The organism is Pseudomonas sp. B414 (genome assembly GCF_055408445.1).
Genome location: NZ_JBUZTQ010000040.1, coordinates 19,773 through 40,153 on the forward strand (window position 1 = coordinate 19,773; position 20,381 = coordinate 40,153).

Annotated in this window: 21 protein-coding genes and 1 tRNA gene; 16 read left to right on the forward strand and 6 right to left on the reverse strand. The window is 56.1% G+C overall.

Annotation, left to right across the window (positions count from 1 at the left end):
• The first annotated feature begins 71 nt into the window (after window positions 1-71).
• From nadB to ACZRMH_RS22635, 6 genes are all read left to right on the forward strand, one after another.
• Window positions 72-1,679 carry an L-aspartate oxidase gene (gene nadB / locus ACZRMH_RS22610; RefSeq protein WP_464015347.1) on the forward strand — a complete coding sequence of 536 codons (1,608 nt, stop codon included), beginning with the start codon at window positions 72-74 and terminating at the stop codon, window positions 1,677-1,679.
• Window positions 1,680-1,938: 259 nt separating this feature from the next.
• Complete coding sequence (locus ACZRMH_RS22615; protein WP_464015348.1) at window positions 1,939-2,205, forward strand: hypothetical protein; 267 nt, start codon at window positions 1,939-1,941, stop codon at window positions 2,203-2,205.
• A complete protein-coding gene (locus ACZRMH_RS22620) occupies window positions 2,202-3,059 on the forward strand; it encodes a DUF4123 domain-containing protein (protein WP_464015349.1) in 858 nt (285 codons plus the stop codon). Before ACZRMH_RS22615 ends, ACZRMH_RS22620 begins: the two co-directional genes overlap by 4 nt.
• Entirely contained in the window at window positions 3,056-3,829 is a 774-nt protein-coding gene (locus ACZRMH_RS22625) for a hypothetical protein (RefSeq protein ID WP_464015350.1), read from the forward strand. Before ACZRMH_RS22620 ends, ACZRMH_RS22625 begins: the two co-directional genes overlap by 4 nt.
• 12 nt (window positions 3,830-3,841) lie before the next feature.
• A complete protein-coding gene (locus ACZRMH_RS22630) occupies window positions 3,842-4,618 on the forward strand; it encodes a hypothetical protein (RefSeq protein WP_464015351.1) in 777 nt (258 codons plus the stop codon).
• A 12-nt stretch (window positions 4,619-4,630) separates the two neighbouring features.
• Window positions 4,631-6,820: a lipase family protein gene (locus tag ACZRMH_RS22635; RefSeq protein WP_464015352.1), complete on the forward strand. Its 2,190-nt coding sequence runs from the start codon at window positions 4,631-4,633 to the stop codon at window positions 6,818-6,820.
• 59 nt (window positions 6,821-6,879) lie between these two features.
• Here ACZRMH_RS22635 and ACZRMH_RS22640 read toward each other — a convergent pair whose 3' ends face one another.
• Together ACZRMH_RS22640 and ACZRMH_RS22645 are read right to left on the reverse strand one after the other, a co-directional pair.
• On the reverse strand, window positions 6,880-7,332 hold the full coding sequence (locus ACZRMH_RS22640; RefSeq protein ID WP_464015353.1) for a protein YgfX: 453 nt from the start codon (window positions 7,330-7,332) through the stop codon (window positions 6,880-6,882).
• Complete coding sequence (locus ACZRMH_RS22645; RefSeq protein WP_464015354.1) at window positions 7,316-7,570, reverse strand: FAD assembly factor SdhE; 255 nt, start codon at window positions 7,568-7,570, stop codon at window positions 7,316-7,318. The genes ACZRMH_RS22640 and ACZRMH_RS22645 overlap by 17 nt, the downstream gene beginning before the upstream one ends.
• Before the next feature lie 148 nt (window positions 7,571-7,718).
• Here ACZRMH_RS22645 and ygfZ point away from each other — a divergent pair, with 148 nt between their 5' ends.
• Both ygfZ and ACZRMH_RS22655 read left to right on the forward strand, forming a co-directional pair.
• Entirely contained in the window at window positions 7,719-8,663 is a 945-nt protein-coding gene (gene ygfZ, locus ACZRMH_RS22650; protein ID WP_464015355.1) for a CAF17-like 4Fe-4S cluster assembly/insertion protein YgfZ, read from the forward strand.
• Window positions 8,664-8,695: 32 nt separating this feature from the next.
• Window positions 8,696-9,499 (forward strand): HDOD domain-containing protein, encoded by an 804-nt coding sequence (locus ACZRMH_RS22655; protein ID WP_464015356.1) that lies wholly within the window; start codon window positions 8,696-8,698, stop codon window positions 9,497-9,499.
• 191 nt (window positions 9,500-9,690) lie between these two features.
• On the opposite strand, the gene ACZRMH_RS22660 is transcribed toward ACZRMH_RS22655, so the two are convergent.
• A complete protein-coding gene (locus ACZRMH_RS22660) occupies window positions 9,691-11,091 on the reverse strand; it encodes a sensor histidine kinase (RefSeq protein WP_464015357.1) in 1,401 nt (466 codons plus the stop codon).
• Window positions 11,084-11,755: a response regulator gene (locus ACZRMH_RS22665; protein ID WP_464015358.1), complete on the reverse strand. Its 672-nt coding sequence runs from the start codon at window positions 11,753-11,755 to the stop codon at window positions 11,084-11,086. The genes ACZRMH_RS22660 and ACZRMH_RS22665 overlap by 8 nt, the downstream gene beginning before the upstream one ends.
• A 426-nt stretch (window positions 11,756-12,181) precedes the next feature.
• Between ACZRMH_RS22665 and ACZRMH_RS22670 the strand changes: the two genes are divergently transcribed.
• From ACZRMH_RS22670 to ACZRMH_RS22685, 4 genes are read left to right on the forward strand one after another with little or no spacing between them, the layout of a single operon-like run.
• The gene (locus tag ACZRMH_RS22670) at window positions 12,182-13,159 is read left to right on the forward strand and encodes a Bug family tripartite tricarboxylate transporter substrate binding protein (RefSeq protein ID WP_464015359.1); all 978 of its coding nucleotides are present in this window, start codon (window positions 12,182-12,184) and stop codon (window positions 13,157-13,159) included.
• Window positions 13,160-13,216: 57 nt separating this feature from the next.
• Window positions 13,217-13,675 (forward strand): tripartite tricarboxylate transporter TctB family protein, encoded by a 459-nt coding sequence (locus ACZRMH_RS22675; RefSeq protein ID WP_464015360.1) that lies wholly within the window; start codon window positions 13,217-13,219, stop codon window positions 13,673-13,675.
• A gap of 1 nt (window position 13,676) precedes the next feature.
• Window positions 13,677-15,191 carry a tripartite tricarboxylate transporter permease gene (locus ACZRMH_RS22680; RefSeq protein ID WP_464015361.1) on the forward strand — a complete coding sequence of 505 codons (1,515 nt, stop codon included), beginning with the start codon at window positions 13,677-13,679 and terminating at the stop codon, window positions 15,189-15,191.
• Complete coding sequence (locus tag ACZRMH_RS22685) at window positions 15,184-16,227, forward strand: AbrB family transcriptional regulator (RefSeq protein ID WP_464015362.1); 1,044 nt, start codon at window positions 15,184-15,186, stop codon at window positions 16,225-16,227. Before ACZRMH_RS22680 ends, ACZRMH_RS22685 begins: the two co-directional genes overlap by 8 nt.
• Before the next feature lie 60 nt (window positions 16,228-16,287).
• On the opposite strand, the gene ung is transcribed toward ACZRMH_RS22685, so the two are convergent.
• Both ung and ACZRMH_RS22695 read right to left on the reverse strand, forming a co-directional pair.
• Window positions 16,288-16,980 carry a uracil-DNA glycosylase gene (gene ung / locus ACZRMH_RS22690; protein WP_016782026.1) on the reverse strand — a complete coding sequence of 231 codons (693 nt, stop codon included), beginning with the start codon at window positions 16,978-16,980 and terminating at the stop codon, window positions 16,288-16,290.
• A 577-nt stretch (window positions 16,981-17,557) separates the two neighbouring features.
• Entirely contained in the window at window positions 17,558-17,995 is a 438-nt protein-coding gene (locus tag ACZRMH_RS22695; protein WP_464015363.1) for a DUF3757 domain-containing protein, read from the reverse strand.
• 262 nt (window positions 17,996-18,257) lie between these two features.
• Here ACZRMH_RS22695 and ACZRMH_RS22700 point away from each other — a divergent pair, with 262 nt between their 5' ends.
• The 4 genes from ACZRMH_RS22700 (at window position 18,258) to ACZRMH_RS22715 (ending at window position 20,326) form a co-directional block, all read left to right on the forward strand.
• A complete protein-coding gene (locus tag ACZRMH_RS22700; protein WP_464015364.1) occupies window positions 18,258-18,479 on the forward strand; it encodes a cysteine-rich CWC family protein in 222 nt (73 codons plus the stop codon).
• Window positions 18,480-18,512: 33 nt separating this feature from the next.
• Window positions 18,513-19,232 (forward strand): pseudouridine synthase, encoded by a 720-nt coding sequence (locus ACZRMH_RS22705; protein WP_464015365.1) that lies wholly within the window; start codon window positions 18,513-18,515, stop codon window positions 19,230-19,232.
• A gap of 55 nt (window positions 19,233-19,287) precedes the next feature.
• Window positions 19,288-20,145 (forward strand): alpha/beta fold hydrolase, encoded by an 858-nt coding sequence (locus tag ACZRMH_RS22710; RefSeq protein ID WP_464015366.1) that lies wholly within the window; start codon window positions 19,288-19,290, stop codon window positions 20,143-20,145.
• Window positions 20,146-20,252: 107 nt separating this feature from the next.
• A tRNA-Gly gene (locus ACZRMH_RS22715) sits at window positions 20,253-20,326 on the forward strand.
• Window positions 20,327-20,381 lie beyond the last annotated feature (55 nt).

Here is a 20,381-nt window from a genome sequence, read left to right on the forward strand (position 1 = left end):
ATAAAGGCCCGGCCATTGTGCCGATCCCCCCCTCTATATACTAGAGGGCGCTTTTTGCGGATGTCAGAAGAATGAGCCAACATTTTCAACATGATGTGCTGGTGATTGGCAGCGGCGCTGCCGGTTTGAGCCTTGCGCTCACGTTACCCAGCCATATGCGTATTGCAGTGCTTAGCAAGGGCGATCTGGCCAATGGTTCGACGTTCTGGGCCCAGGGTGGCGTCGCCGCCGTCCTGGATGACACCGACACGGTGCAGTCCCATGTCGAAGACACCCTCAATGCCGGTGGCGGGCTGTGCCATGAAGACGCGGTACGCTTTACCGTCGAGCACAGTCGCGAAGCCATCCAGTGGCTGATCGATCAGGGCGTCCCCTTCACCCGCGATGACAGCGTCGACCCCGAACAGCCCGGCTTTGAATTCCACCTGACCCGTGAAGGCGGCCACAGCCACCGGCGCATTATCCATGCGGCCGACGCCACGGGCGCCGCGATTTTCAAGACATTGCTCGAACAGGCGCGCCAGCGCCCCAACATCGAACTGCTCGAACAGCGCGTTGCCGTCGACCTGATTACCGAACGTCGCCTGGGTCTTGAAGGCGACCGCTGCCTGGGGGCCTACGTGCTTGATCGTGCCACGGGCGAAGTGGACACCTTTGGCTCGCGCTTCACGATCCTGGCCACCGGTGGCGCAGCCAAGGTATACCTCTATACCAGCAACCCGGACGGCGCCTGCGGTGATGGCATTGCCATGGCCTGGCGTTCGGGCTGTCGCGTTGCCAATCTGGAGTTCAACCAGTTCCACCCCACCTGCCTGTATCACCCCCAAGCCAAAAGTTTTCTGATCACCGAAGCCCTGCGGGGCGAAGGCGCCCACCTCAAGCTGCCCAACGGCGAGCGCTTTATGCATCGCTTCGATCCGCGGGACGAACTGGCGCCACGGGATATCGTCGCACGGGCCATCGACCATGAAATGAAGCGCCTGGGTATCGATTGCGTGTACCTGGATATCAGTCACGAGTCCGAGACCTTTATCAAGGCCCACTTCCCGACTGTTTATGAGCGCTGCCTGGCATTCGGCATCGACATCACCAAACAGGCGATCCCGGTGGTGCCTGCGGCGCATTACACCTGCGGCGGGGTGATGGTCGACGAACATGGCCATACCGATGTGCCGGGGCTATACGCCATCGGCGAAACCAGCTTCACCGGCCTGCACGGTGCCAACCGCATGGCCAGCAACTCGTTGCTCGAATGCTTCGTGTACGCCAAGTCGGCAGCGGCCGACATTCTCGCCCAATCAGCCGAGGTTGCCGCGCCCATGGCCCTGCCGAGCTGGGATGCCAGCCAGGTGACCGACTCCGATGAGGACGTGATCATCGCCCACAACTGGGATGAGCTGCGGCGCTTTATGTGGGACTACGTGGGCATCGTACGCACCAACAAGCGCCTGCAACGGGCGCAACACCGGGTGCGTTTGTTGCTGGACGAAATCGACGAGTTCTACAGCAACTATAAAGTGAGCAGAGACCTGATTGAATTGAGGAACCTTGCTCAGGTAGCCGAACTGATGATCAGGTCTGCCATGGAACGCAAGGAATCACGGGGGCTGCACTACACGCTGGACTATCCAGGGATGCTGCCAGAGGCGAAGGATACGATCCTTACCCCGAGCAGATAAGACACGCTAGGCACAAGAGCGCAGCACCGCTTGAAACAGCGTTGTAGCGCTTTTGTTCCGCATCGCCCTGCCGCACGCGCCCTCAAGCGCCATCCTGAATTAACGACAATTCAGACAAAATTTAAGATCCATCCTACATACCTTCCTTTTTCAGCTTGTTAGCGTTCCATCATTTCAGCTTTCCACACGCTCACAGGCATACCGTTCTCCTGTGCAGTGGCTGTGGGTTCACGCTATATGAGTGAAAAAGGAACACTGGATGTTCAACACAAGCCCTAAAACCCATTTCAACTCTATCGTCAGCGACTTCAGGTATGCCCTTCAGATCCTCACGTTTACCGGCCAAAAAGCCCTAAGCGCTTCCTTTTCTTTTGATCTGGAACAGGTCAGCGAACGTCCTGATCTGGATATCGAAAACCTGCAACTTCAGGTTCTTGAAGTGCGTACTCCCAGCGACACCCGTGACCGCAAGCACGGCGATGCCCGCAAAAAGAGTGTTCGTCTGACTGAAGGAGCCGCAGCATGACCCTGCTGGCACCACAGCAATGGATGGCCGAGCAACGCCACCTTGGGCGCTCTGTATGTTTGATTCTGGACTCTATGGACGAACTCACCGCTCGTAACGGCCTATTGAACAACAGGGCGCCTGACTTCTATTGCAGCGTGTACAGAGAAACGCCGGCCGCCGATATGGCAGATGCGGGGCCTTTCATGTTCCTTATCGACGACCCTGAGGACGGACACTTGAGCGAGTTGCTCAAGGCCCCTGAAAGGAACTGGGGCTGGCTATCCAGTATTGCACCTGAGGCAGGGCTACAGACGTTGGTCAAACATTGGCGCGAACGTCTGATTGTCGGGGTCCGGCCCCATCAAGCGCTTTATCGTTTCCATGACAACCGGGTACTGGCCCGAGCACTGAAGCACTTAACCACTGCAACTGTCGCAGGGTATTTAGGGCCCACTATCAGCGTCTGCTACTGGCAAGGCGAGCACTGGGAAACGCTCAGCAATCCCGCACCGGGTAACCATCCAGTTCCTGAGAGCCCTGCCTGGCGTGACGTTCCCGTTGAGGTGGATCAACGCGCGTACACGCGCGAGGTCAATGCCCGTCGCTACCTGCTGGCCGAACATCTAGACGCCTACGCCCGAATTGCCGAACAACAAGACCCCGACCTGTGGCTGCGCGCACAACTGGCCTTGGCCGACACTTGGGGCTGGCAAACGCCCGAACAACTGGAGTTTTTATTACTCCAGGGATTAAAGGACATAAACGGACAATTTGCCCAGCGCTGGCGGGTACACCCGAATGAAAATCCGGCAAGCCACTACCAACGGGTTTACCAGGAAGTGCGGTTCTGGCAAGAAGAAGGCCCGTTATGACACGAGCATTTAAAGGGCTGTTTTTGGGTTGTGGCATGGCCCTGATAGCAGGGTGTGGTTTTGGCAACTCGGAAAGCTTTACCTTTACGGCAGATCTGCCGCCGAACTTCGCTTACTACGCTGTAGCCAAATACGCACCAGCCAAGGGAGAAAACTGTACGGTCACCCTTGATGACAACCCGTACCTTGGCTTTAACAGAGAGTGGCGTACAGAATACAAGCCAGAGTCTAAAATCCCGATTTACCGTACCGTCAAAGGCTGCCGACTGGTCATTTATAAAATCGATTTGGATATTAATGCCACTTACGGAAAAGATCGTGGAAATTTTAGCACCGACACAACAGCCGTTATTATTAGAGAGCAACTAGAAGAACAATACAAAGGTACTTTTAATGCTACTGAAGAAAGTTCTATCGACGGTCAGTGTCAATGGTTGTTTCGCACTATCGGACCTAAACGTTACATAACAAAACTTCTTGATTGCAAGAAAGTTGACGATCAAGGCATGGTAACGAAGAGGCGCCCTGTAGGGGCTTATACCTTGGACCAACTACCGGGTAAAACCGTAAAACTGAAGATCACACTGACGGATGAGGAAAGGCCTTCTATTGGAAATACCTGGCTGAAATTTCCCAATGGTTGGAAACGTTGCATGGGTAAAGGCATGGAAGACCAATATGCATTTTGTCGCGAAAACCAGAAAGATTTTAGTACATTCCTCATGCCAGATGGAAAGCAGTGTTTTATTTATCCAGGCTGCACTGAATAAGGAAAATATTAAATGACACGAAGATTTAAAGCCCTGTTTTTGGGTTGTGGCATGGCCCTGATAGCAGGGTGTGGTTTTGGTAACTCGGAAAGCTTTACCTTTACGGCAGATCTGCCGCCTGATTTCACTTACCAGGCACTTGCCCAGTACGTCCCCGCCAAAGGGGAAACCTGCACAGCAAAAAAACCCCATGTCGGCTACAACCAAAGATGGCGACAAGATTATAAAGAAACATACAAACTCGACACTAAAATCCCTATTTACAGAACGACTGAAGGTTGCCGACTGGTTATCTATCGAATAGAACTTGATATATACGGATCTTATGGAGAAGATCGGGGCAATTTTGGAAAGCACTCGGCAGCTGTCGCTATTCGCGAACACTTTGATGAAAAAACAAAAGGCGTATTTGATACTTCTGGCACAAGCACATTTAACGGCCAGTGCCAATGGCTTTTTAGAACTGTAGGCCCAAAACGATATATCAGAAAGCTCCTCGACTGCAAAAATATTGACAATCTTGGCATGATCACGAAAGGCCGTCCCGTTGGGGCTTATACCTTGGACCAACTACCGGGTAAAACCGTGAAGCTGAAGATCAAACTGGCGGATGAGGAAATTCCTGGCTGGGGAGATACATGGGTAAAAGTTCCCAACGGATGGAAGCGCTGCATAGGGGAAGGGCTCGAGGATCAACGCGGTTACTGCAATGGTAATTATAAAGACTTCAGCAGCTTTTTAATGCCTGACGGTCGTAGCTGTACCATTTATCCTGGCTGCACAGAATAAGGAAATAAATCAATGACAACTTTAGATGAAGAGTTGAAGCAGCCGCTAAACAGCCGTATCTTCTCCTGTCCCACTCAAGGAAAATGGATCAGTTTTCAGTTAGTTGATGAGTTTGGAAAGGGACAGCCTTATGCGGGACTGACCTACAAAGTTGTTGATACCGAAGGTTTTATATACGAAGGTAAACTCGACAGTGCAGGTACAGGAAAAGTAAATAACCATTTTGCAGGACCAATTTCCTTGATCCTAACGCAGGAATATACCGGCACAACCCCTCTCTATAAGGATTTAAAGCAGCGAAAACACTATCCACTCCCAATAACCGAACTCCAGGTGCGCGCCGAACAAACCCGTTACATTCATAAAGACGGCTCACGCACTCAAAGCAACCCTGCACAAGCCTGTGCTGATTTCTTTTGCCAGGTAGAAGTCCGCCATTTGGTCGAACATGTTGCGCACTTGCCGCCCGAGGTCGAAGCTCACTATCCGCCTAACAAGAGCTGGGCCAAGCTTATGCACGAACATGGCAAACAAGGCATCTGCCTGCTTTCAAACAGACATAACGTACTGGAGATTCGTCCTTTACGGGCCCTGCGCCCAATGTTCTCTACCGACTCACAGTTCTGTGCGCTGAATCTGTATCAACTCGCCCTCATGGCCACCTTGAGCTACAACCCGTTTGGTCAGCAGCCAGAGAAGACGCCGATCAGAGAGAAAACAGTAAGCTTCCCCAAGAAGCCGAGCATCGGTAACTGGTTTGGCGACGCTCTGGCCAAATTCGATGAAATCTGGAAAGTGGACCCTGGGCAAGCCAAGGCGTATTACCCGCTATACGAAGACGTACCCTATTCAAAGCGCCTGGAAATCGTCCCCTTTTCCCCCGACCTGTACCCATCGAACAGCCCTGACTTAGGAAAGGATCAAGAAACTCCTGCCAGTATTCATTTCCTGGATGATCGAGAGCAAACAAACAGTACTGACACTCAAGCATTTATCACCCACAACGATGAACTGGTGCTGATTGCTGTACGTGGCACCAATGAACTATTAGCGGATGGATTGCGGGATGCTGACGCGTTCCAGGTGCCCTTTGGCAAAGAAGGCCAGGGCAAGGTTCACCGAGGCTTCTATGATGCCGCACTAAAAGTTTATGACCTATCGATCAACTATCTCGACAAGTTCTACACCGGACAGAAACTGCTTATTTGCGGCCATAGCCTGGGAGGCGCTATTACCTTGCTGCTCTCAGAAATGCTGCGCCGCCAGAAAGAATTTCAAGTGGACATCGTACTGTACACCTACGGCGCCCCAAGAGCGGCAGACGCCACCTTTGTAAAAGGGGCCGGCGATCTGGTGCATTACCGCATGGTCAACCACAACGACCCGGTACCCAGCGTGCCGGCAACCTGGATGAACACCAAACCCAATATGTACATCTCGGGTGCTGCACTCACCTTCGTTAACGTACCCGTGGGTATTTCTCTGTTTGTCGCTGGCATTACCAACATGAGCGGCGAACCTTATGAGCATCACGGCACCTTGCGACACTTTATGCCGGTGGAGTTCGCAGGCAAGAACAAGTCCTCGATCCTCTGGGAACCCGGCTGCGACACCATTACCCAACATGCTGCCTGCACGTTGGCCGTCCAGCAAATCGATGGGCTCCCCGCCCGCCCGGGCTTGATCACTCAAGCCCTTCATGCCAGCAACCATTCAATGGTGGGGGGCTATATGCCCAGTTGCTGGGCGGCCCTACGCCGCTCGCAGGAGGCGCTGCAGTTAAAGCCTACTCTGGTGACCGAGGAAGAGTTCAGGCAACTCAACACTGCCCTGGTAAACATCGTTAAACAACTGCGCCTCCAGCGCAGCATGCTCAGTGATTACCCTACCCCCTATGACCGCGCCCGCGAAATGACCATCAGGGCGTTCAGTCACGAAGTCGATCAGGTGCAAACGACTCTCAAACGTTTGGAAACCCTGCGCTATACGAGGGTTGACGAAACCTATGTCTATGGCTCGCTCTCAACCCAACCCGAGCTGCTGGCCGAGTGCCTGCTGCGCTGGGATGCACATCCGGAAAACAGGGTGGCCGAACAACTTGCCATGGCCCCTGCTCCAGACTTTGATGATGGTCTGTTGACCTCGATCTACGGCCGCACTGTCGGTGCGCCCTATACCCTGGATATTGACTCAATCATCTAGTGTCCTGTGATAGAGCCGCCATGGGTAACCTCAGCGCATCATCAATGGACAGCTGGACACTATCCGGGTGCCAGCCACCTACGCCGACTGAACTTCAGTCGCACGCGCAAGCGCCGGTGCTGATCCGGCGCCAGCGCGGCGGCGGGAATACATACCGCGCGCACCCGCCACTCACCCGGCAAGCGGAAACGCACAATCACCACCCAGGGCAGCGCCAGGCTGTCACGGCGCAATTGCACGGCTTGCCAGCCCTTGTCACGACTCCATAACTGCCAGCCATCGTCATTATGGTGCAAGCCGGCAATGGCACTGCCATGGGTCAGGCGGATATGCCGTGGCAACACCCAGGCCCCGTGTGCCAGGCACAACAAAACACCGAGCACTTGGGCCCAGAGCGGGATTGAGAGAAGGCAAATTGAGATCAGCGCCAGTAGCTGGGCTGCAAGATAAGCCGCCAGCAATTGCCCGCAGGCATGCCAGCGGCACTCGAAATAATTACTTGGGCTGGACACGATCCAGAATCATCCGAACCATGCGCTGCAGCTCAGGGTCCTCGGACTCGCTGCGCTCCATAAACCAGCCGAACATGTCCTGGTCTTCGCATTCCAGCAGCTTGCGATAGCATTCGCGATCTGCGTCATTCAGGGTGGCGTACACTTCCTTGACGAAAGGCACCAGCAATACGTCAAGTTCAAGCATGCCGCGACGGCTGTGCCAGTAGAGACGATTGAGTTCAACATTTTCGACCATGGAGCGCTCCTCAAATAGAACGCAAGTATACAGGCCGATCCGCCATAGAACAGTCGGCTTTGGTCGGGCCCGTCGATCCTTTGCGAACTACCCATTTGCAGGGCGCACCTCTATGATGTATCCCAGACTTATTTAACTGCGAAGACCCATGGCCGACTCTGCTTTTTTCTGCACCCTGAACCACGAAGGCATTCTTGCTGTTATCGGCAACGACGCCAGCAAGTTTCTGCAGGGGCAGTTGACCTGCAACCTCAACTATTTGAGTGAAACGCGCTCCAGTCTTGGCGCCCGTTGCACGCAAAAAGGCCGTATGCAATCAAGCTTTCGCATTGTGCTGCAGGCCAACGGCTGCCTGCTGGCGATGGCTCGCGAGCTGGTTGAGCCGCAGTTGGCGGATCTTAAAAAATACGCGGTGTTCTCCAAATCCAAACTCACCGACGACAGTGCCAACTGGGTACGCTTTGGCCTGAACCAGGCGGATGCCGTACTGCAAAGCCTGGGCCTGCAACTGCCAGCGGAAACCGACAGCGTCGCCCGCGCCAATGACCTGATCGCCATTCGCGCCTCTGAAGGCCGTGCCGAACTCTGGGCCCCTGTCGAACAGACTGAAAGCCTGGTCCAGCACCTCAAGGCGCAACTGCCTGAGGCCGACCTCAATCAATGGTTGCTTGGCCAGGTACGCGCCGGCATTGGCCAGGTCATGGCCCAGACCCGTGAACTGTTCATTCCGCAAATGATCAACCTGCAAGCCGTGGGCGGTGTCAGCTTCAAAAAAGGCTGCTATACCGGCCAGGAAATCGTCGCGCGCATGCAATACCTGGGCAAGCTCAAACGCCATCTCTACCGTTTGTCGCTTGAGGCGGGCCATGAAGTGCCTGCCCCCGGAACGCCTCTGTTTGCCCCATCCCACAGCAGCGCCGTGGGCGAAGTGGTACTGGCTGCAAAAGCCGAAAACACTGTCGAACTGCTTGCCGTGCTGACCAGCGATGCTGCGCAAGCCGGGGATATTCACTTGGGTGACCTGCAAGGCCCTGGCCTTTCACTGCTTGAGCTGCCGTATCAACTGGATCGAGATCGCGAGATCCAGCGTTGATTGCCACACATTGAAATGCAGTACCTAGAGAAATGAGCATGCTGGCGCACAGAGTCCAAATGGACTTGCTTAAGGCCATTGATAGAGATGACCTGGTTCTACCCACACTACCGGAAGTAGCGTTAAACATCCGCAAGGCCGCGGAAAACCCTGAAATCAGCGTCAGTAACTTGAGCAAGGTCATAGGTCGTGACACCGCGCTGTCGGCGCGGCTGATCAAGGTGGTCAACAGCCCGATGCTGCGCGCCACCCGCGAGGTCACCGACCTGCACACGGCCATTACCCGTCTGGGGGTCAACTACAGCAGCAACCTGGCGATCGGGCTGGTGATGGAACAAATTTTCCATGCCCGTTCGGAAGTGGTCGAGCAGAAAATGCGTGATGTATGGCGCCAGAGCCTGGAGGTGGCGGGTATCTGCTACACCCTGTGCCGCCGCCATACCGCACTCAAGCCTGACCAGGCGGCACTGGGCGGGCTGGTGCATCAGATCGGCGTATTGCCCATCCTGACCTACGCCGAAGACCACGACGAACTGCTTTGCGACCCGATTTCGCTTAATCACGTCATCGACAGCATCCACCCCTTGATTGGCGACAAACTGCTGGCAGGCTGGGAATTTCCGGAAATGCTGTTGAAGATTCCTGGGCAGTACCAGGACTTTTCTCGACAATCCAAAGCCATCGACTACATCGACCTGGTACAGATCGCCAGTGTGTTTATGGATCAGGATCTGGAAGCGCTGGCTGCCCTGCCCGCCTTCAAGAGGTTGAAAGTGGAGGCGGATGACGTGAAGTTTCAAGAGCAACTTCACGAAGCGCGCTGGATGTTTATCTGAATATGGGACTCTGTATTGCGTAGCAGCTGACGAAGGAACGAGGCTGCGTCCGGCGGCAAAGCCGTCGTAAAACCAGGCACCGCGGTGTGTCAGGTAAATCCGATAACGAGTGTTTACGGTCGCTTCGCAACCGAACGCAGCCTCGTTCCTTCGGCAGCTGCTACAGGTATTTGCCCGTACATGTTCTCAGGTTAGCGCCGTTCCCCATTGGCCGGGACAAAGCTCACCCTTACTTTCAAACCACCCTGCGCACCATCATGCAAACTGATATGGGCCAGATGCGCCCGGCAGATTTCGCCAACGATGGACAGCCCCAGCCCTGACCCCGCCACTTGCTGATTACGCCGATAAAAACGCTCGAATACCCGCTCACGATCTTCATGGGGAATACCCGGCCCATCATCTTCAACTTCCAGAACTGCGGGCGCCGTGACGCGCAAAATCACATTGCCACCCACCGGAGTGTGGGCCATGGCATTGTCCACCAGATTGCTCAGCAGCTCATGCAACAACGTGGGTTCACCATACAGCCACACCGGCTGATCAGCTTCCAGCGCCAGGGCAAAACCCCGGGTATGGGCCAGCGGCGCCATGGCCATGCCCAGTTCCCGGGCCAACTGACTGAGATCGAGCAACTGCGCACCGCCCTCGGCGATGGCCCGGGCGCCGTTCTCGATGCGCGCCAGCGACAGCAATTGATTGGCCAGATGGGTCAGCCGGTCCGTACCCTGGGCTGCCTGCTCAAGGGTACTGCGCCAGGTATGCGGTTCATTCGCACGCAAGCCCAGTTCAAGCTGGGCCTTGAGCACCGCCAAAGGTGTGCGCAACTCATGGGCGGCATCAGCAATAAACTGCGCCTGGCGGGTGAACTGCCCGCGCAAACGCTCGGTAAAGTGATTGAGTGCCTGGACCAACGGCCGCAACTCGCGCTGCACGGACACCAGCGGCAAGGGCCGCAGGTCATCCATCTCGCGCTCCTCGACGGCAGTACGCAAACGCTCCAGCGGACGCAATGCAGCGCTTACGGCAAACCACACAACCAGCAATGCGCCCAACCCCAGCATACCCAGGCGCAGCAGGGTGTCCGCCATCAGGCTGCGTGCCATGGCTACCCGCGCTTCGTCGGTCTCGGCCACGCGAATTTCCGCCATGCCGTTCATGCTGGGTTCGGTCACGGCCTTGAGCAAGCTCACCACCCGCACGTTCTGCCCAAGATAAGTACCGTTATAGAAGCGCGCCAACGCCGGATAATCATCGGTGCGCGGCGTGCCCACCGGTGGCGCTGGCAAATTTTCATAGCCGGAAATCAGCTTCTGATGGATATCGTTGACCTGATAGTAAATACGCCCGGCACTGTCGTAGGCAAAGGTATCAAGTGCAACGTAGGGCACATCTGCGCTCAAGCTGCCATCGCGCTGCGACAAACCGGCAGCGATGGTGCGCGCTGAGGCCAGCAGAGTACGGTCATACGCCGTGTCGGCGGCCTCGCGACCATTGAAATAAGCACTCAAGCTACTGGCCAGCATCAGGACAACCAGCAACAGCGTCAGGTGCCAGAGCAGGCTCCAGCGCAAGCTGTCGAGTTTAAACATCGCGGCCTTCCAGCAAGTAACCCAGCCCCCGGAAGGTCACGATCGCTACGCCCTGATCATCGAGCTTTTTACGCAAGCGGTGGATATAGATCTCAATGGCGTCAGGGCTGGCTTCCTCATCCAGGCCAAACACCTGGGCCGCCAGTTGTTCCTTGCTCATGACCCTGCCGGGCCGCGCGATCAGGGCCTCGAGCACCGCTTGTTCGCGAGAGGTAAGGGTCAACAATTCATCGCCAAGGGTGAAACGCCGGGTCCCCAGGTCATACACCAGGGACCCGCATTGCTGCACGCGTTCGCCACCTAACACACTGCGACGCAGCAGCGCCTTGACCCGCGCTTCCAGTTCGGTCAGTTCAAATGGCTTGGCCAGGTAATCATCGGCCCCCAGATTAAGCCCGTGAACCCGGTCCTTGACATCACTGCGGGCTGTCAGCATCAACACCGGCAGGGTTTTACCCCGGGCACGCAAACGCGCCAGCACTTCAAAACCATCCATGCGCGGCAAGCCTACATCCAGAATCGCCACGGCATATTCTTCACTGCTCAAGGCCAAGTCAGCGGCCACGCCATCATGCAGTACATCCACGGTCAGGCCCGTGCCTTTCAAGGCCTGGGCAACACTCTCGGCCAGCTGTAGCTGATCTTCGACCAAAAGCACTCGCATCGGATTTACCTCAATATTTTTGTCCAGGCCGCAGCCTTTTTGTGCGCGGAGTGTACAGACGGCAGGAGTGCTGTGGAGCGCAAAAACAGTGAATCTATTTTGAAAGGTTAGCGAAAGGTTGGCCGGTTAGCATCGCGAGACTGACAGTAATCCCTGTCGCCGTCATGCATTGCATAACGGCCCGAAAAACGCCTCGAAGCGTTTTCGCCAATAAAAATAATATCGGAGCACTTTCATGCTGACTCATCAGCCCAAAGCCCGTCACCTCTGTGTTTCACCCGTATTGCCCCCATGCCTCGCTGCGCCTGCGAGCAGCTTTGCGCTGCCTGCAAGTTGTACTTAATACGGATGAAGAACAGCGCGACACCCATGATGTGGCTTAACCCATAACTGCCCTATAAAAACAAAAGCTCCCGAGGAGACGATATGAAATCCCCCCTGCGCACCCTGGCTCTCGCTGCCAGCTGCATGCTCTTCACCGGCCAGTTGCTGGCTGAACCCAAACGCCCCGAGTGCATCGCCCCAGCATCCCCTGGTGGTGGTTTTGACCTGACCTGCAAACTGGCACAAAGCGCACTGGTCAACGAAAAACTGCTCAGCAAACCCATGCGTGTGACCTACATGCCCGGTGGCGTGGGCGCCGTTGCCTATAACGCCGTGGTCGCCCAGCGCCCGGCCGATGCTGGCACCTTGGTAGCCTGGTCCAGTGGCTCATTGCTTAACCTGGCGCAGGGCAAGTTCGGTCGTTTCGATGAAAGCGCGGTACGCTGGCTGGCAGCCGTCGGCACCAGCTACGGCGCCATTGCGGTGAAAAGCGACTCGCCCTACAAGAACCTCGATGATCTGGTTCAGGCCCTGAAAAAAGACCCGAGCAAAGTGGTGATCGGCTCGGGCGGCACCGTTGGTAGCCAGGACTGGATGCAGACTGCACTGATCGCCAAGGCCGCCGGCATCAACCCGCGCGACTTGCGTTACGTTGCCCTGGAGGGCGGTGGTGAAATCGCCACCGCGCTGCTGGGGGGGCATATTCAGGTAGGCAGTACGGATATTTCCGACTCCATGCCGCATATCCAGAGCGGTGATATGCGCCTGCTCGCCGTATTCGCCAATGAGCGCCTCGATGAGCCGGAGATGAAGGACATCCCGACTGCCAAAGAACAGGGCTACGACATTGTCTGGCCGGTAGTACGTGGCTTCTATCTGGGGCCAAAAGTCAGCGATGCCGATTATGCCTGGTGGAAAGAGGCTTTCGACAAACTGCTGGCCTCCGAAGATTTCGCCACATTGCGTGATCAGCGCGAGCTGTTCCCCTTCGCCATGACCGGCCCGGAGCTGGACACCTATGTGAAAAAGCAGGTGGCTGACTACAAAATCCTGGCCCAGGAATTCGGCCTGATCCAGTAACCGCCGCCGACCACTGGCTGTGCCCTTGCGCATCGGGGTACGGCCCAGGAGTGAACCATGCTTGCACAACGTGTTTTTGCCTCTGCCCTGCTGCTGGTCTGCGTCGGTTTGGCGGCAATGGCCTGGCCTTATCAGGCGGCCTTTTCCTACGAACCCGTCGGCCCCCGCGCCTTCCCTTTGCTGATGCTGGCCTTGATGGGCCTGGGTTTGATCTACATGATCTTTCGCCCCTCAGCCGTGGTGCATAGCGAAGATGACCCCAAACTGGATCGTGAAACCCTGACCAAGATCGGCCTGTGTATCGTGCTGTTGCTGATCTTCGCCGGCACCTTCGAGTCTCTCGGTTTTATCCTCAGCAGCATCCTGGTCGGCATCCCGCTCGCGCGTCTGTATGGCGGGCGCTGGTTGCCCAGCTGCGTGATCATCAGCCTGGTGAGCGTTGGCCTTTATTTACTCTTCGATAAAGCCATGGACGTTCCGCTGCCGCTTGGCCTGCTCGACGTTCTGGAGAACTGATATGGATACTTTTGGCTATTTGGGCCAGGGCTTCGGCGTCGCGCTCAGCCCGTACAACCTGGTTACCGCCCTGTGCGGCACACTGATTGGCACCGTGGTCGGCCTGCTACCGGGTCTTGGCCCCATCAACGGGGTCGCGCTGCTGATCCCCATCGCATTTGCCCTGGGCCTGCCGCCGGAATCGGCGCTGATCCTGCTGGCCGCGGTGTACCTGGGTTGTGAATACGGCGGGCGTATCAGCTCGATCCTGCTGAATATCCCCGGCGAAGCGTCGACCGTGATGACCACTCTCGACGGCTACCCGATGGCCCGCAAAGGTCTGGCTGGCGTGGCACTGTCGCTGTCGGCCTGGAGCTCGTTTATCGGCGCCTTTATCGCCACCTGCGGCATGGTGCTGTTCGCTCCGTTGCTGGCCAAATGGGCGATAGCCTTCGGCCCGGCGGAGTATTTCGTACTGATGGTGTTTGCCATCGTGTGCCTCGGCGGCATGGCCGGGGACCGTCCGCTAAAGACCTTTATCGCTGCGCTTATCGGTCTGTTTCTGGCTTGCGTCGGGATTGACGCCAACAGCGGCGTTTACCGTTTCACCGGGGACAACATCCATCTGACTGACGGCATTCAATTTGTCGTACTGGTACTGGGCCTGTTCTCCATCAGCGAAATCCTGTTGCTGCTGGAAAAGACCCATCGTGGCCAGGAAGCGGTGAAAGCCACCGGGCGCATGATGTTCAACTTCAAGGAAGCGTCTGCGGTATTTGCGGTGAATATCCGTTGCGGTCTGCTGGGTTTCATCATGGGCGTGCTGCCAGGGGCAGGTGCGACACTGGCCAGCGCCGTGTCGTATATGACTGAAAAACGCCTGGCCGGTGCTTCCGGCAAATTCGGCGAAGGTGACATGCGCGGCCTGGCAGCGCCCGAAACCGCAATCGGTGCCTCGGCCTGCGGTGCCCTGGTACCGATGCTGACCCTGGGCGTACCGGGTTCGGGCACCACGGCGGTGATGATCGGCGCCCTGTCGCTGTATAACATCACCCCCGGCCCGCTGTTGTTTCAACAACAACCGGATATCGTCTGGGGCCTGATCGCGTCGTTGTTTATCGCCAACGTCATGCTGGTGATTCTCAATATTCCGATGATCCGCATCTTTACCCGGATTCTGTCGGTGCCTAACTGGGCGCTGGTGCCAGCGATTGCCATCATCACGGCAATTGGTGTGTATGCGGTACACGCCACGACATTCGATCTGTTTCTGATGATCGGCATTGGCATCTTCGGCTACATCCTGCGCAAGCTCGACTTCCCGCTGTCTCCGGTACTGCTGGGGTTTATTCTGGGCGGGCTGATGGAACAGAACCTGCGTCGTGCCCTGTCAATTTCCAACGGTGCACTGGAAATTCTGTGGGCCAGCCCGATCACCCTCGGTGTCTGGGTGCTGACCGCCATCATGCTGCTACTGCCTGTTGTGCGTATCTGGCGCAAACGCAGCGCTCAACGCCGCGCTCTGGCCAATGCTTGATTCAAACTTCAAGCACTGGTGGGGCACGCCGCTGGTCGGTCTGGCTGGCGGTTACCTCGCCAGCCTGATCGGCTGGCCATTGCCATGGATGGTCGGCTCGTTGCTCGCGATCATCCTGGTGCGTTGCCTGACGCCCTGGCAACTGGCCGAGATTCCCGGCGGGCGTAAATGCGGGCAGTGGATTGTAGGCATCGGTATCGGCCTGCACTTTACGCCGGTGGTGATGGAGCAGGTACTGGCGCATTTCTGGTTGATCCTGGCCGGCGCCTTGCTCACCAGCGTGTCGAGCGTGATCGGTGTATGGCTGATGCGTCGCAGTGGTGAGGATCGCGCCACGGCATTCTTTTCCAGCATGCCCGGCGGTTCGGGCGAGATGGTCAACCTCGGCGCACGCAATGGCGCCGTGTTGAGCCGCGTCGCTGCGGGCCAGAGCCTGCGGGTACTGACCGTTGTGCTGTGCGTCCCGGCAGCCTTCAAGTATCTGCTGGGCGAAGGTACTCCCGCCGTGCACCCTGCCTCGATTAACTTCTATTGGCTGGCGTTGCTGTTTCCGGCAGGTGCCTTGCTGGCCTGGATCTGGCAACGCTTGCGCCAGCCCAACCCGTGGCTGTTCGGACCGCTGCTGGTCAGCGCCAGTGTGAGTATCCTGTGGGATTTGCATATCGGCCTGCCCGATGGCAGCAGCCAGATGGGGCAATGGTTGATTGGTAGCGGGCTGGGTTGCCACTTCAATCGGGCGTTCTTTCGCCGGGCACCGTCTTTTATCGGCAAGACCCTGCTGGGCACAGCCCTGACCATGTTGATCGCCAGCCTGTGTGCACTGGGCTTGAGCGCCCTGACCCAACTCGACCTGCGCTCCATGACCCTGGGCATGATGCCAGGCGGCATTGCAGAAATGAGCCTGACCGCAGAAACACTGCAATTGTCAGTGCCCTTGGTCACTGCCTTGCAGGTGATGCGCCTGATCTTTGTGTTGTTTTTGGCCGAGCCACTGTTTCGATATTGGGCTCGCCAGGATCAAACCGACCCTTCCTGACAACAGGTGCTGGCACACTGGCCATTTAGCCTGGTGTGCCTTGCACCGCTGATCAATGGCTTAAACCGGCGGCAGTTTCCAGTCGATCGCAGCCAGGCCGTTTTGCTCAAGGAACTTGTTGGTCCGGCTGAAGTGGCCGTTACCAATAAAGCCTCGATAGGCCGACAGTGGCGATGGGTGAACCGAGGTCAGCACCAGGTGCTTGGTGGCATCGATCAGTTTTTGCTTGCTCTGGGCATGGGCGCCCCACAGCAGGAAAACCAGCTTGGGTTGCTGCTCGCTGACTACCTGGATAATACGATCAGTAAAATGTTCCCAGCCTTTTTTGGCATGGGAAGCGGCATTGGCACGCTCCACTGTCATCGTCGTGTTGAGCAGCAGAACGCCCTGCTCTGCCCAGTGCTGCAAGCAGCCGTGAGGGGCGATGTCGATATTCAGGTCGCGCTTGAGTTCTTTGTAGATATTGACCAGTGAAGGCGGAGTCGGGATACCCGGCTGCACCGAAAAGCACAACCCATGGGCCTGACCGGGGCCGTGGTAAGGGTCCTGACCAAGGATCACTACCTTGATCTTGTCCAGCGGTGTAAGGTTCAGTGCGTTGAAAATAAGCGGGCCCGGCGGGTAGATCTCTTTCCCGGCCGCATGCTCCTGGCGCAGGAACTCACGCAGCTCGGCCATGTAAGGTTTATCGAACTCCTCACGCAAGGCCTGCTTCCAGACAGGTTCAAGTTTTATACGGTCATCCGAGGTCATGGCTACATCCTGAAAAACAATGGGGCGGACACTAGAAAAGCCCGCCCCGGTTGTCAACATCCCTATCGGCCCCGCCAGCCATAGCCGGGACCAGGACCATAACCTTGCCCGTGGCCGGAGCGGTAACCCCGCCCCTGATAGTAGCCTCTCGGCCCTTGGTAGTAGCGCGGGCCCTGATAGAAATGTGGAGGTAGCGCATCGTAACCACGCGGGTACACGTAGTAAGGACGGTAACCACCATAGTAATAAGGCGCTGGCGCGGTATAGACCTCAGTCCGGTAATAACCTGCGCCGCCCGAGTAATAAGGCACGCAAGCAGACAGGGACAAGCCAATTGCAATGATGGAGAGCAGACGACGATACATGGCGGCCTCCTGGACCGCTAAAGAGCACACCCAGCGACGCTGGGAGGCGGCGAACAGCAAGGCTGTCCGACACCTGTTAAGACTACAAAAACGATGTTCGGTGCTGTGAAAAAAAAGTATCAGACCAGTGGTTAAAGCAGAGAGGCAAAACGTTGCTCCCTACTTTCCCCACACTCACCTGGCTACTGAGTCAAAGCCAGGCAATCATGAAATCACTTCACTATGGAAAAAGCACAGGCACCCGAGTTGGAAGCAGTGCACTCATAGAGATTCAAACCCAGACCGCTTTCTATAAACGTCCAGTTTTCTGGATTGAGAAGACGCATTGAGCTTTCTTGTGCAGAGCCCTGTCGATAATGCAAATTCACACGGGAGCGATCCTGCGCTTTATATTCGCAATAGCCAATTTTCCCGACAGAGCCTTGCTGATTATTCTCCGGATAAAAAACCCCGGCCTCAAATGACACCAGCCGCGGAGCAGAAGCAGCACTGGACACGGCTATCCATTCGCTACCCGCTTGATTGGCTGGTGCAGTATAAATACCCGCATTGAGGGTAATACTCTCAACAGCCGGGCAACTTTCAGCGGCACTGGCCAATAAATTTGCCGAATAAAGAAAACCGCACAACAAGATACAAACAGCTTTCATAAACTGTTACCTCTTAACGTCTATTTAAAATTCACTGTCTATCGACAGCCCCCCCCTGTAGAAACTCAATACTAGTCATCCAGCACAACTTGACAAAGCGATTATTTGTAGCCTCTTTCCGAGAATCACGAATGATATTTTTCAGTATTTTCATGCAGAGAAACTAATGAATATTCATACGTCAAATGAGTGAAATACGTACACTTCCAACTGCGTTTACCCTTGAGCACCAAAGCTCATGCCCTACAGTGGACACTCCGACATGACCACCCCCGACCTTTGCCCCGCCTGCGGCGCCAGCAATGACTGTTCCATGGCCAACCCTGAAACCGTGGAGCAACCTTGTTGGTGCTATGGCGTGACGATTGACCCCGAGATCATCCGCGCCCTGCCCCTGTCGCAGCGCGACCTGACGTGTCTTTGCCCTCGTTGCGCCCAGGTGCAAAGCCAATTGCAACCAGCGCAACAGGAACCGCTCACGTAAGATGGACGCCTGATTTTTTTATGATTGATCGCCATGCGTGTAGACCGTTTTCTGAGCAATTTGCCCCAATTCAACCGCCAACAAGTCCGCTTGCTCCTGATAGAGAAGCGGATCCGCGTTGATGGTCAGGTCATTGGCGATCCGCGCCACGAAATCCGCGCATTCAGCCGTATCGAGTTCGACGGGCAGGTCCTGCAGGCCGGTAAACCGGCACGGTATTTCATGCTGCACAAGCCGCCGGGCTGTGTTAGCGCCACCCGCGACCCGGAACACCCGACCGTACTCGACCTGCTCGACGAGCCGGAAAAGGACGAACTGCATATCGCAGGCAGGCTGGACTTCAATACCAGCGGGCTGATGCTGATTACCAATGATGGCCAATGGTCGCGCCATGTCACTCAGCCCGAGACCAAGATGCCCAAGGTGTATTACGTCGAGACTGAACAGGCAATCACCGCGGCGTATATCAGCAAGTTCGCTGAAGGTGTGTATTTCGCCTTTGAAGACCTCACTACACAACCCGCCGAGCTGGAACTGCTGGGCCCTTGCTGCGCACGCCTGAGCATCGTTGAGGGGCGTTACCATCAAGTCAAACGCATGTTTGGCTACTTCAATAACAAGGTGGTGCGCCTGCACCGCGAAAGCATCGGGCCACTGGTGCTCGACAGCCAACTGGCCCCCGGCGCATACCGGCCACTGAGCCCACAAGAAATACAGCTGTTCCAGATCCCGCCTGCGCAACAGGGGCTGTAACAATCGCCGTGCACCATCAGTCAGACCGACGCTCGATTCACTGGAGTCTGACGCCATGCTCAAGCCCGAAATTGCCGTGCTCGACATTCAAGGCCAGTACCGCATCCATACCGAGTTCTATCGCAGCGATAGCGCAGAAAGCACCATTATTCTGGTCAATGGCTCGATGGCCACGACTGCGTCCTTTGCCCAGACCCTGAAAAACCTGCACCCGCATTTAAACGTGGTTCTCTACGATCAGCCTTACGCAGGGAAATCAAAACCCCACAACCCCAATCAGAAAATACTCACAAGGGAACTGGAAGCGCAGGTGCTTCTGGAGCTGATTGAGCACTTTGACGTGAATTATCTGCTTTCATTTTCATGGGGCGGTACAGCAGCTCTTACTGCACTGGCGGCTACACCACGGCGTATTGAAAAAGCCGTGATCAGTTCGTTTTCACCACTGATTAACGAAGCCATGCGCGATTATCTGGAGCGTGGCCGTCACTGCCTGGCAGCATGCAACCGCACCCAGGTCGGCAATCTGATCAACGACACCCTGGGCAAGCATTTGCCGCCGCTGTTCAAGCGCTTCAACTTCCGCCATGTCAGCAGCCTGGCCGAGCATGAATACGCGCAAATGCACTTTCATATAAACCACGTGCTGAGCAGCGACCAGCAGGGCTTTCTGCGCGCCACTGAGGGCATTGAGATACCGGTGCTGTTTATCAATGGCGAATGGGACGAATACACCATGGCCTGCGACGCCCGGCACTTTGCGCAACCGATTGCCAACAGCCAGTTTGTCAGCCTGGAAAACACCGGGCATTTTCTGGATATGGAACACAAATCCGCCAGCCATAGCAGTAAAAGTGCCCTGCTCGGTTTTTTAAAACCGACACAACCCCAGCACCCGTCACTTTCCCTGTGAGGGTGCCCGAAGCAAACAACAGGGCGAAAAACCCGCTGATATTTACATATTTGAAGAATAAAACTTCTCATCGCGGCCGACTTCTGGTACAAAGTCAGCCGCTCTGAGCGGGTGTCGTATAATGGTATTACTCCAGCTTCCCAAGCTGATAACGAGGGTTCGATTCCCTTCACCCGCTCCACTGTTTTCAAGGCCTCCAGCGGCATCTAGGTAGCGTCAAGCGAGACTGGTGACAG